Source organism: Pseudomonas sp. SMSB3 (assembly GCF_052041965.1).
Taxonomy (GTDB): Bacteria; Pseudomonadota; Gammaproteobacteria; order Pseudomonadales; family Pseudomonadaceae; genus Aquipseudomonas.
Genome location: NZ_JBKGGV010000001.1, coordinates 283,064 through 303,126 on the forward strand (window position 1 = coordinate 283,064; position 20,063 = coordinate 303,126).

Annotated in this window: 17 protein-coding genes; 11 read left to right on the forward strand and 6 right to left on the reverse strand. The window is 64.4% G+C overall.

The window, feature by feature from the left end; genetic code table 11:
• Positions 1–67 precede the first annotated feature (67 nt).
• Positions 68–784, reverse strand: coding sequence for an SIMPL domain-containing protein (locus ACLEJW_RS01290; RefSeq protein WP_145185166.1), 717 nt, complete (start codon positions 782–784; stop codon positions 68–70).
• A 203-nt stretch (positions 785–987) separates the two neighbouring features.
• On the opposite strand from ACLEJW_RS01290, the gene ACLEJW_RS01295 reads away from it, so the two are divergent.
• The 4 genes from ACLEJW_RS01295 (at position 988) to ACLEJW_RS01310 (ending at position 5,331) form a co-directional block, all read left to right on the forward strand.
• Positions 988–2,244 carry an ATP-binding protein gene (locus ACLEJW_RS01295; RefSeq protein WP_145185168.1) on the forward strand — a complete coding sequence of 419 codons (1,257 nt, stop codon included), beginning with the start codon at positions 988–990 and terminating at the stop codon, positions 2,242–2,244.
• Positions 2,244–2,804, forward strand: a complete 561-nt coding sequence (locus ACLEJW_RS01300; protein ID WP_145185171.1) for a response regulator transcription factor — start codon at positions 2,244–2,246, stop codon at positions 2,802–2,804. Before ACLEJW_RS01295 ends, ACLEJW_RS01300 begins: the two co-directional genes overlap by 1 nt.
• A gap of 170 nt (positions 2,805–2,974) precedes the next feature.
• A complete protein-coding gene (locus ACLEJW_RS01305) occupies positions 2,975–3,916 on the forward strand; it encodes an AEC family transporter (protein WP_440776875.1) in 942 nt (313 codons plus the stop codon).
• A 56-nt stretch (positions 3,917–3,972) separates the two neighbouring features.
• The gene (locus ACLEJW_RS01310) at positions 3,973–5,331 is read left to right on the forward strand and encodes an amino acid permease (protein WP_145185175.1); all 1,359 of its coding nucleotides are present in this window, start codon (positions 3,973–3,975) and stop codon (positions 5,329–5,331) included.
• Between the two features lie 45 nt (positions 5,332–5,376).
• On the opposite strand, the gene ACLEJW_RS01315 is transcribed toward ACLEJW_RS01310, so the two are convergent.
• The 5 genes from ACLEJW_RS01315 to gatC all read right to left on the reverse strand — a co-directional run bounded on the left by ACLEJW_RS01315 (position 5,377) and on the right by gatC (position 10,176).
• Positions 5,377–6,420: a calcium/sodium antiporter gene (locus ACLEJW_RS01315; protein ID WP_313456100.1), complete on the reverse strand. Its 1,044-nt coding sequence runs from the start codon at positions 6,418–6,420 to the stop codon at positions 5,377–5,379.
• 60 nt (positions 6,421–6,480) lie between these two features.
• Entirely contained in the window at positions 6,481–6,855 is a 375-nt protein-coding gene (locus ACLEJW_RS01320) for a septal ring lytic transglycosylase RlpA family protein (RefSeq protein WP_178108303.1), read from the reverse strand.
• 109 nt (positions 6,856–6,964) lie between these two features.
• Positions 6,965–8,410: an Asp-tRNA(Asn)/Glu-tRNA(Gln) amidotransferase subunit GatB gene (gatB, locus tag ACLEJW_RS01325; protein WP_145185179.1), complete on the reverse strand. Its 1,446-nt coding sequence runs from the start codon at positions 8,408–8,410 to the stop codon at positions 6,965–6,967.
• Between the two features lie 11 nt (positions 8,411–8,421).
• A complete protein-coding gene (gatA, locus tag ACLEJW_RS01330; RefSeq protein ID WP_313295548.1) occupies positions 8,422–9,873 on the reverse strand; it encodes an Asp-tRNA(Asn)/Glu-tRNA(Gln) amidotransferase subunit GatA in 1,452 nt (483 codons plus the stop codon).
• A gap of 15 nt (positions 9,874–9,888) precedes the next feature.
• Positions 9,889–10,176, reverse strand: a complete 288-nt coding sequence (gatC, locus tag ACLEJW_RS01335; protein ID WP_145185183.1) for an Asp-tRNA(Asn)/Glu-tRNA(Gln) amidotransferase subunit GatC — start codon at positions 10,174–10,176, stop codon at positions 9,889–9,891.
• 205 nt (positions 10,177–10,381) lie between these two features.
• Between gatC and mreB the strand changes: the two genes are divergently transcribed.
• The 7 genes from mreB to ACLEJW_RS01370 all read left to right on the forward strand — a co-directional run bounded on the left by mreB (position 10,382) and on the right by ACLEJW_RS01370 (position 20,062).
• Positions 10,382–11,419, forward strand: coding sequence for a rod shape-determining protein MreB (gene mreB / locus ACLEJW_RS01340; RefSeq protein WP_003255163.1), 1,038 nt, complete (start codon positions 10,382–10,384; stop codon positions 11,417–11,419).
• Positions 11,420–11,611: 192 nt separating this feature from the next.
• On the forward strand, positions 11,612–12,634 hold the full coding sequence (gene mreC, locus ACLEJW_RS01345) for a rod shape-determining protein MreC (RefSeq protein ID WP_409520649.1): 1,023 nt from the start codon (positions 11,612–11,614) through the stop codon (positions 12,632–12,634).
• Positions 12,634–13,122 (forward strand): rod shape-determining protein MreD, encoded by a 489-nt coding sequence (mreD, locus tag ACLEJW_RS01350; RefSeq protein WP_145185187.1) that lies wholly within the window; start codon positions 12,634–12,636, stop codon positions 13,120–13,122. The genes mreC and mreD overlap by 1 nt, the downstream gene beginning before the upstream one ends.
• Positions 13,123–13,153: 31 nt before the next feature.
• On the forward strand, positions 13,154–13,786 hold the full coding sequence (locus ACLEJW_RS01355; protein WP_440776876.1) for a Maf family protein: 633 nt from the start codon (positions 13,154–13,156) through the stop codon (positions 13,784–13,786).
• 54 nt (positions 13,787–13,840) lie between these two features.
• Positions 13,841–15,298 carry a ribonuclease G gene (gene rng / locus ACLEJW_RS01360; RefSeq protein WP_145185191.1) on the forward strand — a complete coding sequence of 486 codons (1,458 nt, stop codon included), beginning with the start codon at positions 13,841–13,843 and terminating at the stop codon, positions 15,296–15,298.
• An 88-nt stretch (positions 15,299–15,386) separates the two neighbouring features.
• A complete protein-coding gene (locus ACLEJW_RS01365) occupies positions 15,387–19,196 on the forward strand; it encodes a YhdP family protein (protein WP_440776877.1) in 3,810 nt (1,269 codons plus the stop codon).
• Between the two features lie 14 nt (positions 19,197–19,210).
• On the forward strand, positions 19,211–20,062 hold the full coding sequence (locus ACLEJW_RS01370) for a carbon-nitrogen hydrolase family protein (protein ID WP_440776878.1): 852 nt from the start codon (positions 19,211–19,213) through the stop codon (positions 20,060–20,062).
• Position 20,063 lies beyond the last annotated feature (1 nt).

Sequence of the window (20,063 nt, forward strand, 5' to 3'; positions counted from 1 at the left end):
GAGCAGCCCGGCAGGGCCGCTCTCACTGGGGTGGGCCGACCTACAAGCGGTCGACGCCCTACGGACCTCAGGGCATCTGCACTTCGATCAGGCCGTCGGCATTCATGCTGACTTCACTGGTGCCGGCCTCGATGTCTGGCGCCGGCGCCGCCTCGTCAGCGCCCATCGCTTTCATTGCCATCGGCGCGCTGCGCAGGTACGGGCGAGGGTAGCCGGAGCTATTGAGGTTCAGGCTCACCACCTTGTAGCCGCTGCCGCCGAGCGCTTCGGTGGCCAGCTGCGCGCGGGCCTTGAAGGCGTTGACGGCGTCCTTGAGCAGCTCGTCTTCGCTGGCCTTGCGCGTTGCCGGGGCGATGGAGAAGTCCATGCCGCCCATCTTCAAGTCCTGCAACAGGTCGGCAGTGAGCTGCGAGAGGGCCGGGAAATCAGCGCTTTCTAGGCGCAGTTCGGCGCGCTCGCGCCAGCCAGTGATCTTCTGGCCTTTGGTGTCATAGACCGGGTAGCTGTTACGGCTGCCCTGGCTGATCTTCACATCCTTGGCCTGGCGCGCTTGCTGCACGGCCTTGTTCATGGTTTCGGTGATCTGCTTGGCGAGCTTGCCCGGGTCGGTATTCTGCGCTTCGCTGTAGAGGGTCACGACCATCAGGTCGCGCGCCACTTCCTTGCTGACTTCAGCGCGCAGCGATACCTGGTTGAAGCGCGGCTCGTCGGCCGCCAGGGCCGGCAGGGTGGCAAGCAGACCGCAAGAAAGGACCAGAGCGGCGCTGCGACGTGGCATATGCATGAAGAACTCCTTGGCAAAAGTGGGCGTGGCGTGTGGCTGTCCGTTCCACGCATGGCCCATAGGACCGGGATCAGTGTAGTGGGTTCACGCCTGGCCTCGGCAACCTGTGACAAACTGTGGCGCTTTGCCGCATCGCTGCAGCCAAGGCCCAGGCTTGGGTATACTTCAGCCGATTTTTTCCGCTGCATTTATCGGGAGAGCGCATGCTCGCCGCTGCACAACCGCTGTCCGCCACCCGCCAGAACCTCTGGCGCCTGACTGTCATTCGCGTTCTGGTACTGGCCGCCCAGGCAGGTTCGGTGGGCGTTGCCTACTGGACCGACCTGCTGCCGCTGCCCTGGCTGTCGCTGGCTGCGACGCTGGCGCTGTCGTCGCTGCTCTGCGCTTTCACCGCGCTGCGCCTGCGCCTGTCGGTGCCGGTCACCGAAACCGAGTACGCCCTGCAATTGGCCTGCGACCTGTTGATTCACAGCGCGTTGCTGTATTACTCAGGCGGCTCCACCAACCCGTTCGTCTCCTACTACCTGGTGCCGCTGGCGATCGCCGCGGTGACCTTGCCTTGGCTTTATTCACTGATCCTCTCCGGCATCGCCCTGACCGCCTACAGCCTGTTGCTGGTGCAGTTCTACCCGCTCGAAGGCTTGCCCATGGCGCGCGACAAGATGCAGGTGTATGGCATGTGGCTGAGTATCGCCTTGGCCGCGGCCGTGATCACCTTCTTTGCTGCGCGCATGGCCGAAGAACTGCGGCGCCAGGAGCAACTGCGTGCCGAGCGGCGCGAAGAGAGCCTGCGCGACGAACAACTGCTCGCCGTCGCCACTCAGGCCGCCGGCGCCGCCCACGAACTGGGCACACCGTTGGCGACCATGAGCGTGCTGCTCAACGAGATGCGCCAGGACCATACCGATCCGTTGCTGCAAGAAGACCTGCAGATCCTTCAGGACCAGGTCAAGTTGTGCAAGGAAACCCTGCAGCAGTTGGTGCGCGCTGCCGAAGCCAACCGGCGCCTGGCGGTGGTCGAGCAGGATGTCACCGCCTGGCTCGACGAAGCGTTGAACCGCTGGCACCTGATGCGCCCGGAAGCCAGTTATCGCTTCCAGCGCCTGCGTGATGGCCAGGTGCCGCGCCTGACACCGCCACCGGACCTGACCCAGGCGTTGTTGAACCTGCTGAACAATGCGGCCGACGCCTGCCCCGATGACCTGCAGGTGACCCTCGACTGGGACGCCCAGGACATCCTGATCAGCATCCGCGATCATGGCCCGGGCGTACCGCCGGCCATCGCCGAGGCGATCGGCAAACCCTTCATTACCACCAAGGGCAAAGGCTTCGGCCTGGGCCTGTTCTTGAGCAAGGCCAGCGTGACCCGTGCGGGCGGTTCGGTAAAACTCTATAGTCATGAGCAGGGTGGCACCCTGACCGAACTGCGCCTGCCCCATGGCACGCGAGGAGATGAATGATGAGCGAAGAAATCCAGGTCGAAGGCGAAGAGCTGCCGCACCTGCTGCTGGTGGACGATGACGCCACCTTTACCCGGGTCATGGCGCGTGCCATGAGCCGCCGCGGTTTTCGCGTGAGCACTGCAGGGTCGGCTGAAGAGGGCCTGATCCTCGCCCAGCAGGACCTGCCGGACTACGCCACGCTGGACCTGAAGATGGAAGGTGACTCGGGCCTGGTGCTGCTGCCCAAGCTGCTGGCGCTGGACCCGGAGATGCGCGTGGTGATCCTCACCGGCTACTCGAGCATTGCCACGGCGGTCGAAGCGGTCAAGCGCGGTGCGTGCAACTACCTGTGCAAGCCGGCCGATGCCGATGATGTACTGGCGGCACTGCTGTCCGAGCATGCCGACCTGGACACCTTGGTTCCGGAAAACCCGATGTCGGTCGACCGCCTGCAGTGGGAGCACATCCAGCGCGTGTTGAACGAACACGAAGGCAATATTTCTGCCACAGCGCGAGCGCTGGGCATGCACCGCCGCACCCTGCAACGCAAGCTGCAGAAGCGACCGGTACGCCGCTGAGCCTGCGCCAGGCGCTTCGTCAGCAGGCGCGCTTTCATTCAAGCGTGCTTGCTCACGAAGAGGCCGTTATCGGCAAGAACTTGCTGCAGGCTTGTGCAGATCCCCGCATTTCATGACGCGTTGGCGTATCATTAGCCGCCTGACGGCAACCTCTGCAGGATCGCTTGCGTATGCTCGCCCTACTCATCCAGACCTTGAACATCACGGCACCGGTGTTCGCCATGCTGTTCATGGGCGTGCTGCTCAAACGCATCCACCTGGTCGACGACAACTTCAACCGGGTCGCCTCGCAGCTGGTGTTCAACGTGTGCATGCCGGCGCTGTTGTTCCTGGGTATCTACCATGCCGACCTGGCCACTGCGGTGCAGCCCAAGGTCATTCTCTATTTCATCGTCGCCACCTTGATCGGTTTCGCCGTGGCCTGGGGCATGGCCATATGGCGCAGCCCGGTGGCCGAGCGCGGCATCTACACCCAGGGCGCATTTCGCGGTAACAACGGCGTGATTGGCCTGGCCCTGGCCGCCAGCCTGTATGGCGACTACGGCATCTCCCTGGGCGCGGTGCTGGCAGGCTTGGTCATCCTGCTCTACAACTCGCTGTCGGCGGTAGTCCTGGCAGTCTACAGCCCGGACTTGAAGTCCGACCCGTGGAGCATCTGCAAGAGCATCTTCAGCAACCCGTTGATCCTCAGTGTGCTGGCGGCCACGCCGATGGCCTACGGCCAGGTCGCGCTGCCCAACTGGCTGCTGACCTCTGGCGATTACCTGGCGCAGATGACCTTGCCGCTGGCGCTGATCTGCATCGGCGGGACCCTGTCGCTTTCGGCCTTGCGCGACAGTGGCCGGCTGGCCATCGATGCCAGCCTGGTGAAGATGGTCTGGCTGCCGCTGATCGGCACCCTGGGGGCCTGGCTGTGCGGTTTTCGTGGCGCCGAGCTGGGTATCCTGTTCCTGTACATCGGCAGCCCGACCGCTGCTGCCAGCTACGTCATGGCCCGTGCGGCCAATGGCAACCATGAGCTGGCGGCGTCGATCATCGTGATCACCACGCTGATGGCGGCGATCACCACCAACATTGGTATTTTCATCTTGCAGTGGGGCGGGTGGATCTAGATCCTTGTCTGCACACAACAGCAATAACACGGCCTCACTGAGCTTAAGGACACTTCATGCAAGACCAGAGCACGCCCGAGCGATTGCAGCGCGGGCTGAAGAATCGCCATATCCAGCTGATCGCGCTGGGCGGGGCCATCGGCACCGGCCTGTTCCTGGGCATCGCCCAGACCATCCAGCTGGCCGGCCCGGCCGTGTTGCTGGGCTACGCCATCGCCGGCCTGATGGCCTTTTTCATCATGCGCCAGCTGGGTGAAATGGTGGTCGAGGAGCCGGTCGCCGGCAGTTTCAGCCACTTCGCCCACCAGTACTGGAGCGAATTCGCCGGGTTCGTCTCCGGCTGGAACTACTGGGTGGTGTACGTGCTGGTCGGCATGGCCGAACTTACCGCCGTCGGCATCTATGTGCAGTACTGGTGGCCGGACTTCCCCACCTGGGCCACGGCGGCGATCTTCTTCGTGGCGATCAACCTGATCAACCTGACCCAGGTGAAGGTCTACGGCGAGATGGAATTCTGGTTCGCCCTGGTCAAGGTCGTGGCGATCGTCAGCATGATTGGCTTCGGTGCCTGGTTGCTGAGCAGCGGCAACGGCGGCCCTGACGCCAGCGTGGCCAACCTTTGGCAATACGGTGGGTTCTTCCCCAATGGGGTCGGCGGTTTGGTCATGGCGCTGGCCGTCATCATGTTCTCGTTCGGCGGCCTGGAGCTGGTCGGCATCACCGCCGCCGAAGCCGACAACCCGCGCCAGAGCATTCCCAAGGCGACCAACCAGGTGGTCTACCGGATCCTGATCTTCTACATCGGCGCACTGGCAGTGCTGCTGTCGCTGTACCCGTGGCAGAAAGTCGTGCAGGGCGGTAGCCCGTTCGTGATGATCTTCCATGAACTGGACAGCGACCTGGTCGCCACCATTCTCAACATCGTGGTCCTGACCGCAGCGCTGTCGGTGTACAACAGCTGCGTGTACGCCAACAGCCGTATGCTGTTTGGCCTGGCCAGCCAAGGTGACGCGCCGCGTCAGCTGCTCAAGGTCAGCCGCAGTGGCGTGCCATTGACCGCCCTTGGTGTGTCGGCTTTCGCCACCGGCCTGTGCGTGTTGATCAACTACCTGATGCCGGGCGAGGCGTTCGGCCTGCTGATGGCGCTGGCTGTGTCGGCACTGGTGATCAACTGGGCCAGCATCAGCATCACCCACTTGAAATTCCGCAAAGCCAAGCTGGCCCGTGGCATTACCCCGTTCTACCAGAGCTGGGGGCATCCATTGACCAACTACCTGTGCCTGGCGTTCATCGTGCTGATTCTGGTGGTGATGTACCTGACGCCGCCCATCCGCATATCGGTGATGCTGATTCCAGCGTGGATCCTGGTGCTGTGGGGCGCGTTCAAGCTGAAAAAAGCGCGCCAGGCACGCTGACCCCACGGGCCCGCCCGCAGCGCGGGCCCTTTTCCCCCCGACGCGTCAGTGCTGTCGCCGCCACGCCCGCAGCGTAGTGAACAGCACTACCGCCGCCAGCACCGGCAGTGCGTAGAACAGCATCAGCCGCTCCAGCCGCCCGGCCAGTGGCATGCCCATGGTGAAGGCTGCCACGTGCAGCCCGTAGGCCAGATACAGGCACAGAAACACCAGCCCCTCGACGCGTGTGATGCGATAGCCGGAATAGAACACCGGCAAGCTCAACGCGGCGACGCCCAGCATCACCGGCAGGTCGAAGGCCAAGGCATTGGGTGAAATGCTCAGCGGCTCGGGCGTGAGCACAGCGGTCAGGCCCAGTACTGCCAGGAGGTTGAACAGGTTGCTGCCGATCACCGTGCCCACGGCGATCTCGCGCTCGCCGCGCAGCGCTGCGATCAGCGCGGCGGCGAGTTCCGGTAGCGACGTGCAAATGGCCACCACGGTAAGGCCGATGACCCGTTCGGACAGGCCAAGGTCGGTCGCCACCTCGATCGCGGCCTCCAGCAACAGGTGTCCGGCCAGGCTCAGCAAGACCAGGCCGCACAGCACCTGCAACAGCGTCGCCGCCCAGAACCGCCCAGCGTGCGCCGCCTGCGCATCCGGGGCAGGGTAGGTGCGCGCGTAGTGGCGCGATTGATGCCACAGCATGCCCAGGTATCCCCCAAGGCCAAGCAGCAGCACGAGCCCTTCAAGTCGCCCCAGATGGCCATTGGCGCAGAGGCCATAGACCAGGACACTGGCAGCGATCATCAAGGGAATATCCAGGCGCACCAGTTGGCGCGAAACGCGCAGCGGAATGACCAGTGCGGCAAGGCCGAGAATGACCAGGACGTTGAAGATGTTGCTGCCGACCACGCTGCCCACGGCGACATCCGGGGCGCCTTGGTACGCCGCCTGCAGGCTGACCGTCAGTTGCGGCGCGGTGCTGCCGAAGGCCACCAGGCTCAAGCCGATGATCAGCGGCCGCACGTGCAGGCGCTGGGCCAGGCGCAGGGCTGCACGCACCAGCAATTCGGCGCCGGCGACCAGCAACAGCAGGGCGATGCCCATTTGCAGCAGGCTGAAGGTGGGGAGGGTGGCCAGATCGAAAATGGTGACGCTCCTGTCAGATCAGTCACTCAAACCTTGTACTCGCACGCGCGCCGTTCCGCTACGCAGCATGCCGATTTTTTCCGCTGCAGCGCGTGACAGGTCAATCAGTCGGCTACGGGTATGCGGGCCACGGTCGTTGATGCGCACCACCACGCTACGATCATTGGCAAGGTTGGTGACCAGAACGCGGCTTCCAAAGGGCAGGCTGCGATGGGCAGCGGTCAGGCCGCGCTGGTTGAATGCTTCGCCACTGGCTGTGCGTTTGCCATGGTGGCGCGAGCCGTAATAGGACGCGGTGCCGGTCTGGTTGTAACCGCGGGGGTCGATATCGTGGCTGGCGCAGCCGGCCAGCAGAGAGAACAGCGCCACGGCGCCAAGGGGTTTTTTCAGCAAAACAGGTGCTCTCCTTGTGCGGCATCGCGGTGGATCCGCCGCCCCGCACGAGGGACGCTGGCGGCGAATCACCTGCGATCGAGGGCCAGGCCCTCAGCGCTTTTTCAGGTCAGCCTTCGAGCTTGGCTTTGAGCAGTTGGTTCACCTGCCCAGGGTTGGCTTTGCCTTTGGAGGCTTTCATGGCCTGGCCGACGAAGAAGCCGAACATCTTGCCGCGCTTGGCCTCGTCGGCGGCGCGGTACTGCTCGACCTGCTCGGCGTTGGCCGCCAGTACTTCGTCGAGCATCTTGTCGATCGCCCCGGTGTCGGTGACCTGTTTGAGGCCGCGGCTGTCGATGATGCTGTCGGCATCGCCTTCGCCGGCGGCCATGGCTTCGAACACAGTCTTGGCGATCTTGCCGCTGATGGTGTTGTCGCGAATGCGCAGCAGCATCCCGCCCAGCTGGGCAGCGCTGACCGGCGCCTGGTCGATCTCGACACCCAGCTTGTTGAGCAGGCTGCCCAGTTCGACCATGACCCAGTTGGCGGCCAGCTTGGCGTCGCCACCGCTCTTCACCACGTCTTCGAAGTAGTCGGCTTGCTCACGGCTGGAGGCCAGCACGTTGGCGTCGTAGGCCGACAGGCCGTACTGATGCTGGAAGCGTTCGACCTTCTGCGGCGGCAGTTCAGGCAGGCCGGCACGCACGGTTTCCAGGAAGCTGTCCTCGATCACTACCGGCAGCAGGTCCGGGTCAGGGAAGTAACGGTAGTCGTTGGCTTCCTCCTTGCTGCGCATGGAGCGGGTCTCGTCCTTGTTCGGGTCGTACAGGCGGGTTTCCTGCACCACCTTGCCGCCGTCCTCGATCAGGTCGATCTGACGCTGGATCTCGCTGTTGATGGCGCGCTCGATGAAGCGGAACGAGTTGACGTTCTTGATTTCGCAGCGCGTGCCGAACTCGGTCTGGCCTTTCGGGCGGATCGACACGTTGCAGTCGCAGCGCAGCGATCCTTCGGCCATGTTGCCGTCACAGATGCCCAGGTAACGCACCAGCGCGTGGATCGCCTTGACGTAGGCCACGGCTTCCTTGGCGCTGCGCATGTCCGGCTCGGAGACGATTTCCAGCAGGGGCGTGCCGGCGCGGTTCAGGTCGATGCCGGTCGAGCCGCTGAAGTCTTCGTGCAGGCTTTTACCAGCATCTTCTTCAAGGTGCGCGCGGGTGACGCCGATGCGCTTGATGGTGCCGTCTTCCAGGGCGATGTCCAGGTGGCCCTTGCCAACGATGGGCAGGTCCATCTGGCTGATCTGGTAGCCCTTGGGCAAGTCGGGGTAGAAGTAGTTCTTGCGCGCGAACACGTTGCGCTTGCCGATCTCGGCGTCGATCGCCAGGCCGAACATGCACGCCATGCGCACGGCTTCCTGGTTGAGCACCGGCAATACGCCAGGCATGCCCAGGTCAACCAGGCTGGCCTGGGTGTTCGGCTCGGCGCCGAAGGTGGTGGCGCTGCCGGAGAAGATCTTCGACTGGGTGGCCAGCTGGGTATGAATCTCCAGCCCGATCACAACTTCCCATTGCATGTGTGAATTCCTCAGAAGCCGTTAGGGGCGCGGGTGTGCCAGTCGGTGACTTGCTGGTAACGGTGCGCGACGTTGAGCAGGCGGCCTTCCTGGAAATACGGGGCCAGCAGTTGCACGCCGACCGGCAGGCCGTCGACGAAGCCGGCTGGCATCGACAGGCCCGGCAGGCCCGCCAGGTTGGCGGTGATGGTGTAGACGTCTTCCAGGTAGGCGGCGACCGGGTCGCTGCCCTTGGCCCCAAGTTTCCAGGCCGGGTTCGGCGTGGTTGGGCCAAGGATCAGGTCGACATCGGCAAAGGCGGCCATGAAGTCGTTCTTGATCAGGCGGCGGATCTGCTGGGCCTTGACGTAGTAGGCATCGTAGTAGCCAGCCGACAGGGCGTAGGTGCCGACCATGATGCGGCGCTGCACTTCGCTGCCGAAGCCTTCGCCACGCGAACGCTTGTACAGGTCGGTCAAGTCCTTGGGTTCTGCGCAGCGGTAGCCGAAGCGCACGCCGTCGAAACGCGACAGGTTCGACGACGCTTCGGCAGGCGCGATCACGTAGTAGGCCGGAATCGCGTGCTGCATGTTCGGCAGGCTGATCTGCTTGACCACGGCGCCGAGCTTTTCCAGCTCCTTGACGCTGGCCTGGACCAGGTCGGCGATACGCGGATCGAGGCCAGCACCGAAGTATTCCTTCGGCAGGCCGATGCGCAGGCCTTGCAGCGAGCCATTGAGGCTGGCGCTGTAGTCGGCGACCGGTTCGTCGATGCTGGTCGAATCCTTGCTGTCGAAGCCGGCCATGCCTTGCAGCAGCAGCGCGCAGTCTTCGGCGGTGCGAGCCAGCGGGCCGCCCTGGTCGAGGCTGGAGGCATAGGCAATCATGCCCCAGCGCGAAACCCGGCCGTAGGTCGGCTTGAGGCCGGTGAGGTTGGTCAAGGCGGCCGGCTGGCGGATCGAGCCGCCGGTGTCGGTGCCAGTGGTGGCCGGCAACAGGCGCGCGGCCACGGCGGCCGCCGAACCACCGGACGAACCGCCGGGCACGTGCTCGAGGTTCCACGGGTTCTTCACCGCGCCGTAGTGGCTCGATTCGTTGGCCGAACCCATGGCGAACTCGTCCATGTTGGTCTTGCCCAGGGTCACCATGCCGGCGGCTGCCAGCTTGCTGACCACGGTGGCGTCATACGGGGCCTTGAAGTTGTCGAGCATCTTCGAGCCGCAGCTGGTGCGCACGCCCAGGGTGCAGAACAGGTCCTTGTGGGCGATCGGTGCGCCCAGCAGGGCACCGCTTTCGCCGGCCGCGCGGCGGCTGTCGGCGGCGCGCGCCTGTTGCAGGGCCAGGTCTTCGGTGACGCTGATGAAGCTGTTGATCTGCGGGTCGAGTTGCTTGACCCGCGCCAGCAGCGCGGTGGTCAGCTCTTCGGAGGAAAACGACTTGTCGGCGAGTCCGCGGGCGATCTCGGCCAGGGTCAATTCATGCATGGCAGGCTCTTTCCCTTACTCGATGACTTTCGGAACCAGGTACAGACCGCTTTCGGTCGAGGGTGCGATGGCCTGATAGGCATCGCGCTGGTTGCTTTCGGTGACCTGGTCGGGACGCAGGCGCTGGCTGGCCTCCAGGGGGTGGGCGAGCGGCTCGATGCCGCTGGTGTCGACCGCTTGCATCTGGTCGACCAGCCCGAGAATGCTGTTGAGGGCATCGGTAATGCGTGGCAGTTCGCCGTCATTCAGGCCCAGGCGGGCCAGATGGGCGATCTTTTCCACGTCGCAGCGTTCAAGCGCCATGGGGATCTCCAGGGGGAAACAAAGAACGGAATGAGGTCCGGGGTGAGGAACATGTCAGCATTTTGGCGGTCCAACGGCCGCGATCATCTGCTGGCTTGCTCGGAAAAACAGCCAATTTAACATATTGGCTCCTTGCCCAAAATCCCTGCCATTGTTAGAGTTTGCCGCACTTTTTTACCCACGCTTTCCCCAGGGTCACTTTCCCATGTTCAAGAAACTGCGTGGCATGTTTTCCAGCGATCTTTCCATCGACCTGGGGACTGCCAACACCCTAATTTACGTGCGTGAGCGCGGTATCGTCCTGAATGAGCCCTCGGTTGTTGCCATCCGTACCCACGGCAACCAGAAAAGCGTCGTCGCCGTCGGTACCGAAGCCAAGCGCATGCTGGGCCGTACGCCTGGCAACATTGCTGCCATTCGTCCGATGAAGGACGGCGTGATCGCCGACTTCAGCGTTTGTGAAAAAATGTTGCAGTACTTCATCAACAAAGTTCACGAAAACAGCTTCCTGCAGCCCAGCCCACGCGTGCTGATCTGCGTGCCGTGCAAGTCGACCCAGGTCGAGCGCCGCGCCATTCGCGAGTCGGCCCTGGGAGCCGGTGCCCGTGAAGTGTTCCTGATCGAAGAACCGATGGCCGCCGCCATCGGTGCCGGCCTGCCGGTCGAGGAGGCCCGTGGCTCGATGGTCGTGGATATCGGTGGCGGTACCACCGAGATCGCGCTGATCTCCCTGAACGGTGTGGTCTACGCCGAATCCGTACGGGTGGGCGGCGATCGCTTCGACGAGGCCATCGTCACCTACGTGCGCCGCAACTACGGCAGCCTGATCGGCGAATCCACCGCCGAGCGCATCAAGCAGGAAATCGGTACTGCCTACCCAGGCGGCGAAGTGCGCGAAGTCGATGTACGCGGCCGCAACCTGGCAGAAGGCGTACCACGCGCCTTCACCCTGAATTCCAACGAAGTGCTCGAAGCCCTGCAGGAATCCCTGGCGACCATCGTCCAGGCGGTCAAGAGCGCCCTCGAGCAGTCGCCGCCAGAGCTGGCCTCGGACATCGCCGAGCGTGGCCTGGTGCTGACCGGTGGTGGCGCCCTGCTGCGTGACCTCGACAAGCTGCTGGCCCAGGAAACCGGCCTGCCGGTGATCGTCGCCGAAGACCCGCTGACCTGTGTCGCCCGTGGCGGCGGTCGCGCCCTGGAGATGATGGACAAGCACGCGATGGACCTGCTCTCCAGCGAGTGAGTCGCGCCGCCCCTGAATGCCCGGTTTACAGGTAGCCCGCGCAGTGCTACCTGTAAGCGCTGGGCTGGCGTCCCCGAGGGCGTCGTTTCCGTCAACCCGCAACCAGGCTGGTGCGTTGTCCCATGTCCAATGACCTCCTGAGTCGTCCACGAGGAACGGCCCATTAAACCGCTTTTCTCCAAGGGCCCTTCGCTGGGCGTTCGCCTGCTCGTACTGGTGGTGCTGTCGGTCGCCTTGATGGTGGTCGACGCGCGTTTCGACGTCCTCAAACCGGTGCGCAGCCAGATGGGCCTGGTGTTGATGGAATCGTACTGGATCACCGACTTGCCGCAGCGCATGTGGCAGGGCGTGGCTGGTCAGTTCGGCAGCCGTACCGAGCTGATCGCAGAGAACGAGAAACTCAAGACCGAAGCCTTGCTGCTGCAAGGGCGGCTGCAGAAGCTGGCAGCCCTGACCGAGCAGAACGTGCGCCTGCGCGAACTGCTCAATTCCTCGGCGCTGGTCAACGAGAAGGTCGAGGTCGCCGAGCTGATCGGGGTCGACCCCAATCCATTCACCCACCGCATCCTCATCAACAAGGGCGAGCGCGATGGCGTCTTCCTCGGTCAGCCGGTCCTCGATGCCCGTGGCCTGATGGGCCAGGTGGTCGAGCTGATGCCCTACACCTCACGCGTGCTGTTGCTGACCGATACGACCCACAGCATTCCTGTGCAGGTCAATCGTAACGGCCTGCGCGCCATTGCCAGCGGCACCGGCAACCCCGAGCGCCTCGAGCTGCGTCATGTCGCCGACACCGCCGACATCAAGGAAGGTGACCTGCTGGTGAGCTCGGGCATGGGTCAGCGTTTTCCGGCCGGCTACCCGGTGGCTACGGTCAACGAAGTGATTCACGATTCCGGCCAACCCTTTGCGATTGTCCGGGCCATCCCGACCGCTGCACTCAATCGCAGTCGCTACATGCTGCTGGTGTTCAGCGATCGGCGCAGCCCCGAGCAGCGTGCCACTGACGCGGCGCTGGCTCAGGAAGAGGCCGATCGCAAGGGCGAAGCGCAACCGGGCAGCACCGGCGAGCCAGCCGCCACCGCGCCAGCGCCTGCCCAATCGGCCAGCCCGGCGACGCCTGCGCCTGCGGGGCAAACGCAGGCGACCCCGGCCGCAACACCGTCCAGCCCTGCCGCGACCCCCGCGGCGCCCGCCCAGCCACGGAGGCAATGATGGCCAAGTCGCGCCGCAACAACGGTTGGGTCATCTGGCTGACGTTCGCCGTGGGGCTGCTGCTCAGCGTCTCGCCGATGCCGCAGTTCCTCGAGGTGTTCCGGCCCATGTGGCTGGCGCTGCTGGTGTCGTTCTGGACCCTGACGGTGCCGAACAAGGTCGGCATGACCACCGCCTTCATTCTTGGCCTGGCCGAAGACGTCCTGTACGGCACGCTGCTGGGGCAAAATGCGCTGATCCTGACCCTGATCACGTTCCTCGTGCTGTCGTTGCAACAGCGCCTGCGCATGTTCCCGCTGTGGCAACAGAGCCTGGTGATCCTGGTGATCTTCGGCATCGCCCAGCTGATCCAGTTGTGGCTCAGCGCCCTGACCGGCAACCGCCTGCCGACCCTGGCGCTGGTCTGGTCGGCGGTCATCAGTGCCTTGCTCTGGCCATGGGTCAGCTTCGCCCTGCGCGATGTGCGCCGGCGCTTGCACATCCATTGACACGCCGCGCCACTGACAGGGAGATGTCTGCATGAAACCACTTTACCTCGCCTCCGGCTCCCCGCGCCGGCGGGAACTGCTCGAGCAGATCGGCGTGCCGTTCAGCGTGGTCAGCGCCCCCATCGATGAAACCGTGCTGCCTGGCGAAAGCGCTGTGGCCTATGTGCAGCGTCTGGCGTTGGCCAAGGCCGAGGCCGGGCTGGCCAGGCTGCTCAGTGAAGGTGCGCTCGCCCAGGCCGGTGCAGTGGTGCTCGGAGCTGACACGGCCGTAGTGCTCGATGGGCGCATTCTGGGCAAGCCGGACAACCAGGCACACGCCCTGGCGATGCTGGCCGAGCTCGGCGGCCGCGAGCATCAGGTCCTCACCGCGCTTGCCTTGAGCGACGGTGAGTCGCGCCACCTCCAGTGCGTCAGCAGCAGCGTCCGGTTTCGTCCCATCGCCCGCGCAGAGGCCGAGCGCTACTGGGCCAGCGGCGAGCCGGCGGACAAGGCCGGTGGTTACGCCATCCAAGGCCTGGGCGCGGTGTTCGTCACCGCACTTGAAGGCAGCTATTCGGCAGTGGTCGGCCTGCCGCTGTGCGAAACGGCCGAGCTGCTCGCCCGTTTCGGCATCGACTGTTGGCAGGTCCCGGCGCTTTTGCCTGAGGTAACAAAGCAGCGGTAGCCAGCCAGACGCCTGCGATCCATCATTACCCAAGACCTTTGACGAGAGCCTGCCATGAGTGAAGAGATCCTGATCAACATCACCCCGATGGAATCACGCGTGGCGGTGGTGGAAAACGGGGTGCTGCAGGAAGTGCACGTCGAGCGCACCTTGCGCCGCGGTATCGTCGGCAATATCTACAAGGGCAAGGTGGTGCGGGTCTTGCCGGGCATGCAGGCGGCATTCGTCGACATTGGCCTTGAGCGCGCAGCATTCATCCACGCGTCGGAAATCTCCCAGCGCGAAGGCTCCGCCGTCGAAAACATCACTGCCCTGGTGCATGAAGGCCAGGCCCTGGTGGTGCAAGTCACCAAGGACCCAATCGGCACCAAGGGCGCACGCCTGACCACCCAGCTCTCGATTCCCTCGCGTTACCTGGTGTACATGCCGCGCAGCAGCCACGTCGGCATTTCCCTCAAAATCGAAGACGAAGCGGAACGCGAACGCCTCAAGCGCGTAGTCAGCGACTGCATGGACAGCGAAAACATCAAGGACGCCGGCGGCTTCATTCTGCGCACCGCCGCCGAAGGCGCGCGCGCCGAAGAAATCCTGCAGGACATCCGCTACCTGCGCCGCCTGTGGGAGCAGATCGGCAGCCAGATCAGCACCTGTGGCGCTCCCACGGTCATCTACGAGGACCTAGGCCTGGCCTTGCGCACGCTGCGCGACCTGGTGAACCCGAAGATCGAGAAGATCCGCATCGACTCGCGGGAAACGTTCCAGAAAACCACGCAGTTCGTCATCGAGCTCATGCCCGAGATTGCCGATCGGCTGGAGCATTACCCCGGCGAGCGCCCGATCTTCGACCTGTACGGCGTGGAGGATGAAATCCAGCGCGCCCTGGAGCGCAAGGTGCTGCTCAAGTCCGGGGGCTACCTGGTGGTCGATCCGGCTGAAGCGATGACCACCATCGACGTCAACACCGGCGCATTCGTTGGCCATCGCAACCTTGAAGAAACCATCTTCAAGACCAACCTGGAAGCGGCCACCGCGATCGCCCGGCAGCTGCGCCTGCGCAACATCGGCGGGATCATCATCATCGACTTCATCGACATGGAAGACGAGGAGCACCAGCGCCAGGTGTTGCGCACCCTGGAAAAGCAGCTCGAACGCGATCACGCCAAGACCAACATCATCGGCATCACCGAGCTGGGCCTGGTGCAGATGACCCGCAAACGCACGCGCGAGAGCCTTGAGCAAGTGTTGTGCGAGCCCTGCCTGGCTTGCCAGGGGCGTGGCAAGCTCAAAACGCCTGAGACGATCTGTTACGAAATCTTCCGCGAGATACTGCGCGAGGCCCGCGCCTATCAGGCTGAAGGCTATCGCGTGCTGGCCAACCAGAAGGTGGTCGATCGCCTGCTGGACGAGGAGTCTGGCAACGTGGCAGAGCTTGAAGCGTTCATCGGGCGAACCATTCGTTTCCAAGTCGAGTCGATGTATTCGCAAGAACAATATGACGTGGTGCTGCTCTGAGGGGTTTGGCTGAACGCCCCGGGCGGCGCCGGGTGGCAAATCTGGCACGTCGGGCCATCATGGATAAACGACCTGGAGGGCCACGGCCATGGGACGTCTGAACCGCGTTCTTGCCGCCATGACCCGTTGGGGGTTGGGGATCTGCGCGTTGCTCGCAGTTGTGGTGGCGTTGTATGTCAGCCTCGGCCGCGCGCTCATACCGCTGGTAGGCGAATATCGGGCTGAGGTTGAGGACAAAGTCGAGCAAGCGCTGGGCTTGCCCGTGCTCCTGGGTGCCCTGGACGGGCGCTGGAGCGGGCTGGCGCCGGTATTGCGCGTGCGCGATCTGCAAATCGGCGAGGGCGCCTCGGCATTACGCCTGGATGAGGTCAAGGTAGTCCCGGACCTGTGGGCCAGCCTGACTTCGCGCGAAGTTCGCCTGGCACACGTCGAACTGGCCGGCGTGCAGTTGATTCTGCGCGAAGACGAGCAGGGCGCCTGGGCGGTCGAGGGGCTGCCCCGGCAGGACGATACGCCGCTCGACCCGGCCCAGCTGCTGCAGCGTCTCCGCCAGCTGGGCCGCATCGATGTGTTCGACAGCCAGTTGACCCTGCACCCGTGGCAACGCGACCCGCTTACGCTCACTTACGCCAGTGTCGGCCTCAAGGCCGGGCCGACGCGCCAGGCCCTGGACCTGCGGGCGACGCTGCCAGACGGCCAGCCGCTGGCGCTCAACTTGCGCAGCCAGGCCACTGCCGAGGCCTGGCGCGAGGGTGCGGTCAAAGCGTACCTGAGCCTGCCGCAGGGCGACTGGGCGAAGTGGCTGCCGCCGCGTCTGCTGGGCCAGTGGCACGCTGAAACGCTGCGTGCCGGCGGCGAGTTCTGGATCGACTGGCGCCAGCGCCAGTTGCAACGCGCCGTGGTCCGTCTCAACGCCCCGCAGTTGCGCGGCGCCCACGGCGAGCGCAAGGCGGTGACACTGGATAACCTGGCCGTGTCCGCCTGGTTGCAGCGCCGCGAGCAAGGCATTGGCGTGGTCGTCGACTCGCTTGCTGCCGACATCGGCAAGCAGCGCTGGGAGACGCACCTGCAAGCGGAGCAACAGTTGGGCAGCGACCCGGCCAGCGAAACCTGGCTGATCCAGGCAGATCGTCTTGACCTGGCGCCCTTGACCCCGCTGATCGACGCCCTTGCCCCCATCCCGGACACGCTCAGGGCCGTGGTCGACGGCCTCAAGGTCACCGGTGCGCTGCGCAATGTCCGACTAGAGGCCCGGCCTCACGCCGAAGGCAACCAGCGCCTGCAATTTGCTGCCAACCTGGAGCGTGTCGGCTTCGACGCCTACCATGGCGCGCCAGCGGCCGATAACGTCAGTGGCAGCATCAGCGGCGATCTGGGGCACGGTGAACTGCGCCTGGACACCGATGCCTTCATGCTCCACCTGTACCCGATCTTCGCCAAGCCCTGGCACTATCAAAAGGCCAACGCCCGGCTCACCTGGGCGCTTGACGAACACGGCTTCACCCTCGTTGCGCCCTACCTCAAGGTGCTCGGCGAAGAGGGCAAGATCGCCGGCGACTTCCTGATCCGCCTATTGTTCGACGAAGGCCGAGAGAGCTACATGGACCTGCGCGTGGGGCTTACCGAAGGCGATGGTCGCTATACCGCCAAGTACCTGCCCGAGGTGCTCAGCCCGGCGTTGGATGAATGGCTGCGCAGCGCCATCGTCAAGGGCAATGTCGATGAGGGCTATTTCCAGTACCAAGGCTCGTTGAACCATGGCGCTTCGCCGCAAGCGCGCAGCATCAGCCTGTTCTTCAAGGTCAACGACGCTGCGCTGGATTTCCAACCCGGTTGGCCGCAGGTGCAGCACGTCGACGGCGACGTGCTGATCGAGGACAGCGGCGTGCGCATCAAGGCGCGCAAGGGTTTGCTGCTCGATACCCAGGTCAGCGACGTGGCGGTGAACATTCCTCATGTCGAGGACGGTGAGCACAGCCGGCTGTTCCTGGACGGCGATTTCGATGGCAGGCTCGGCGATGGCTTGAAGATCCTCCAGCAAGCGCCGATCGGCACCGGCGAGATCTTCGCCGGCTGGGAAGGCGAGGGCCCGCTCAAAGGCAAGGTGAAGCTCGAGATACCGTTGGCGCATGGCGAGCAGCCGAAGGTCCGGGTGGACTTCGCCACAGCCGATGCGCGCCTGAAAATCACCCCGCCTACCCTGGAGCTGTCTCGCCTGAAAGGCGATTTCAGTTTCGATCTGGACAAGGGCCTGAGCGGCAAGGACATCAGCTTGCAGGCGTTCGGCAAGCCGGTGACCGCGCAGATCAGCGCCGAGGGCCAGCCCGGCGCCATGCAGACGCGCATCGACGCGAGCGGCACGGTGGCACTCAAAGCCCTGACCGACTGGCTGCAGTTCAAGCAGAACCTGCCTGCCTCGGGCGAGCTGCCCTATCAGTTGCAGGTCAACTTGGGCAGCCGGGACAACAGCCTGAGTGTCGACTCCTCGCTCAAAGGCCTGGCCATCGATCTGCCTGCGCCGTTCGGCAAGTCTGCCACGCAGACGCGCGCCAGCCGCTTTGGCATGAACCTGCAAGGCGCCGAGCGACGTTTCGATGCCGCGTATGCGGACCTGGCGCGCTTTGCCTACGCGGCACCTGCAGAAAAACTCGATCAGGGTCGCGGCGAATTGCTCCTCGGCAGTGGTCAGGCGCTGTTGCCAGTAGGGCAAGGGCTGAGGGTCACAGGGCGGCTGGAGAGTCTGGATCTTGCACCTTGGCAAGAACAGGCGGCGCGCTTTGCCGGGGATGATCCAGGCGGTAACGCGCGTCAACTGCTGCAGAGTGTCGATCTCAGCATTGGCCAGTTGCATGCCCTGGGCACCACGCTCAACCAGGCGGTGGTACGCCTGGCCCGTGGTGGCCCGGCCTGGGACCTGCGGGTGGACAGCAAGGAAGTCATCGGCAATGCGCGTCTGCCGGATGCCAAGGCGGCGCCGATGACCGTGCGCCTGCAGACCCTGCGTCTGCCGGCGGCTGATCCGGCGCAGGGGCAGGCCGAGCAGGGGCCAGATCCGCTGGCCTCGTTCGATCCGCACGATGTGCCCGCGCTGGATCTGAGCATCGACAAGCTGTATCGCGGCGATGATCTGTACGGCAGCGCTGCGCTCAAACTGCGACCCACTGCCGGTGGCGTGTCGGCGCAGGATATCGCCCTCGATTTCAAAGGTCTTAAAATCGACGGTAACGGCGCCTGGGAGGGTACAACCGGCGCAACCAGCAGCTGGTACAAGGGCCGCCTGGCCGGCGGGAACCTCGCTGAGGTGCTCAAGGCCTGGGGCTTTGCGCCCACCGTGACCAGCCGCGAATTCCGCCTGGATGTCGACGGTCGCTGGCCAGGCTCGCCTGCCTGGGTCGATCTCAAACGCTTTTCCGGCAGCATGGACGCGGCGTTGCGCAGCGGCCAGTTCGTCGAGGTCGAGGGCGGCGCCCAGGCGCTGCGGGTATTTGGCTTGCTCAACTTCAACTCCATCGGGCGGCGCCTGCGCCTGGACTTCTCCGACTTGTTCGAAAAAGGCCTGGCGTATGACCGGGTCAAAGGCCTGCTGGTCGCCAGCGACGGCGTGTATGTCACGCGTGAGCCCATCGCAGTGACCGGGCCGTCCAGCAATTTCGAGCTCGATGGCACGCTGGACCTGGTGCGCGACCGCGTTGCAGCCAATTTGCAGGTGACCTTGCCGGTTACCAACAATCTGCCGCTGGCTGCGCTGATCGTGGGGGCACCGGCAGTCGGCGGCGCGCTGTTTTTGGTCGACCAACTGATCGGCGACCGCGTGTCGCGCTTTGCCAGCGTGCATTATCGCGTCGAAGGGCCCGTAAAAGAGCCTAAAATCACCTTTGTGAAACCTTTCAACCGATGAGTGTGGGAGTGCCCATGAAGGTTGCGGTCATCCAGATGGTCAGCCAGGACGACGTGCTGGCCAACCTGCAGCGTGCCAGCGCCTTGCTCGAACAAGCCGCACTGGGCGGTGCGCGACTGGCGGTGCTGCCAGAAAACTTCGTCGCCATGGGGCGCAAGGATGCCGCCGCCCTGGGCCGCGCCGAGGCTTTGGGCGAAGGTCCGGTGCTGCCCTGGTTGAAACGCAGCGCACGTGACCTCAGGTTATGGATTGTCGCCGGTACTTTGCCGCTGCCGCCACACGGCCAGCCGCAGGCCAAGGCACACGCCTGCTCACTGCTGATCGACGAACACGGTGAGGTGGTGGCACGCTACGACAAGCTTCACCTGTTCGATGTGGATGTGGCCGATAGTCGTGGCCGTTACCGGGAGTCGGACGATTATGCCCACGGGGCACGCGTGGTGGTGGCTGACACGCCGGTGGGTCGACTGGGGCTGAGCGTGTGTTATGACCTGCGCTTTCCCGAGTTGTACAGTGCGCTGCGCAGCGCAGGTGCCGAGCTGATCACCGCGCCTGCGGCCTTTACTGCGGTGACCGGCGCCGCGCACTGGGACGTGCTGATCCGCGCCCGCGCCATCGAAACCCAGTGCTATGTCCTGGCTGCTGCTCAGGGCGGCATTCACCCAGGCCCGCGGGAAACCCACGGCCATGCCGCGATCGTCGACCCTTGGGGGCGAGTCGTCGCACAACAGGCGCGCGGCGAAGCGGTATTGCTTGCCCAGCGCGACATCGATGAACAAGCGTCCATCAGGGCGCGCATGCCGGTCATTACGCACCGGCGCTTTTTCTCGCAGGACGCCTTGCGGCCTGCGCTCACCTCGGAGTGAC

Excerpts from the sequence above, each read along its gene's own strand:
- ACLEJW_RS01290 (WP_145185166.1), bottom strand. The coding sequence starts at position 784 with ATGCATATGCCACGTCGCAGCGCCGCTCTGGTCCTTTCTTGCGGTCTG.
- ACLEJW_RS01295 (WP_145185168.1), top strand. The coding sequence starts at position 988 with ATGCTCGCCGCTGCACAACCGCTGTCCGCCACCCGCCAGAACCTCTGG.
- ACLEJW_RS01300 (WP_145185171.1), top strand. The coding sequence starts at position 2,244 with ATGAGCGAAGAAATCCAGGTCGAAGGCGAAGAGCTGCCGCACCTGCTG.
- ACLEJW_RS01305 (WP_440776875.1), top strand. The coding sequence starts at position 2,975 with ATGCTCGCCCTACTCATCCAGACCTTGAACATCACGGCACCGGTGTTC.
- ACLEJW_RS01310 (WP_145185175.1), top strand. The coding sequence starts at position 3,973 with ATGCAAGACCAGAGCACGCCCGAGCGATTGCAGCGCGGGCTGAAGAAT.
- ACLEJW_RS01315 (WP_313456100.1), bottom strand. The coding sequence starts at position 6,420 with ATGGGCATCGCCCTGCTGTTGCTGGTCGCCGGCGCCGAATTGCTGGTG.
- gatB (WP_145185179.1), bottom strand. The coding sequence starts at position 8,410 with ATGCAATGGGAAGTTGTGATCGGGCTGGAGATTCATACCCAGCTGGCC.
- gatA (WP_313295548.1), bottom strand. The coding sequence starts at position 9,873 with ATGCATGAATTGACCCTGGCCGAGATCGCCCGCGGACTCGCCGACAAG.
- gatC (WP_145185183.1), bottom strand. The coding sequence starts at position 10,176 with ATGGCGCTTGAACGCTGCGACGTGGAAAAGATCGCCCATCTGGCCCGC.
- mreB (WP_003255163.1), top strand. The coding sequence starts at position 10,382 with ATGTTCAAGAAACTGCGTGGCATGTTTTCCAGCGATCTTTCCATCGAC.
- mreD (WP_145185187.1), top strand. The coding sequence starts at position 12,634 with ATGGCCAAGTCGCGCCGCAACAACGGTTGGGTCATCTGGCTGACGTTC.
- ACLEJW_RS01355 (WP_440776876.1), top strand. The coding sequence starts at position 13,154 with ATGAAACCACTTTACCTCGCCTCCGGCTCCCCGCGCCGGCGGGAACTG.
- rng (WP_145185191.1), top strand. The coding sequence starts at position 13,841 with ATGAGTGAAGAGATCCTGATCAACATCACCCCGATGGAATCACGCGTG.
- ACLEJW_RS01365 (WP_440776877.1), top strand. The coding sequence starts at position 15,387 with ATGGGACGTCTGAACCGCGTTCTTGCCGCCATGACCCGTTGGGGGTTG.
- ACLEJW_RS01370 (WP_440776878.1), top strand. The coding sequence starts at position 19,211 with ATGAAGGTTGCGGTCATCCAGATGGTCAGCCAGGACGACGTGCTGGCC.